This is a genomic window from Micromonospora sp. DT228 (assembly GCF_049841595.1).
GTDB lineage: Bacteria > Actinomycetota > Actinomycetes > Mycobacteriales > Micromonosporaceae > Micromonospora.
On sequence record NZ_JBNCKO010000096.1, the window covers coordinates 1 to 262 of the forward strand.

1 protein-coding gene is annotated in these 262 nt (G+C 74.4%); it reads left to right on the top strand.

From position 1 onward, the window contains the following. On the top strand, nucleotides 1-262 hold a 262-nt coding region (locus tag ACLQ29_RS35565; protein WP_425775725.1), incomplete at both ends, for an alpha/beta hydrolase.

A 262-nucleotide genomic window follows, 5' to 3' on the forward strand; every position in this document is an offset into this window, starting at 1 on the left:
GGCGTACGTCGGCCAGGTGCCCGACCGGACCGTCGCCGACATCTCCCCCGTCTACGGCGACCTGCGCGGGCTGCCCCCGACGCTGCTGGTCGTCGGCGCCGATGACGTGCTGCTGGAGGACAACCTGGCGATGGCGGGTCGGCTGTCGGCGGCCGGCAACGACGTGGAGCTGCGGGTCTACCCGGAGTCACCGCACGGCTTCACGGGCCACCCCACGGCCCTGGCCCGCACGGCACTCGCCGGCGTCGACGCATGGCTACGC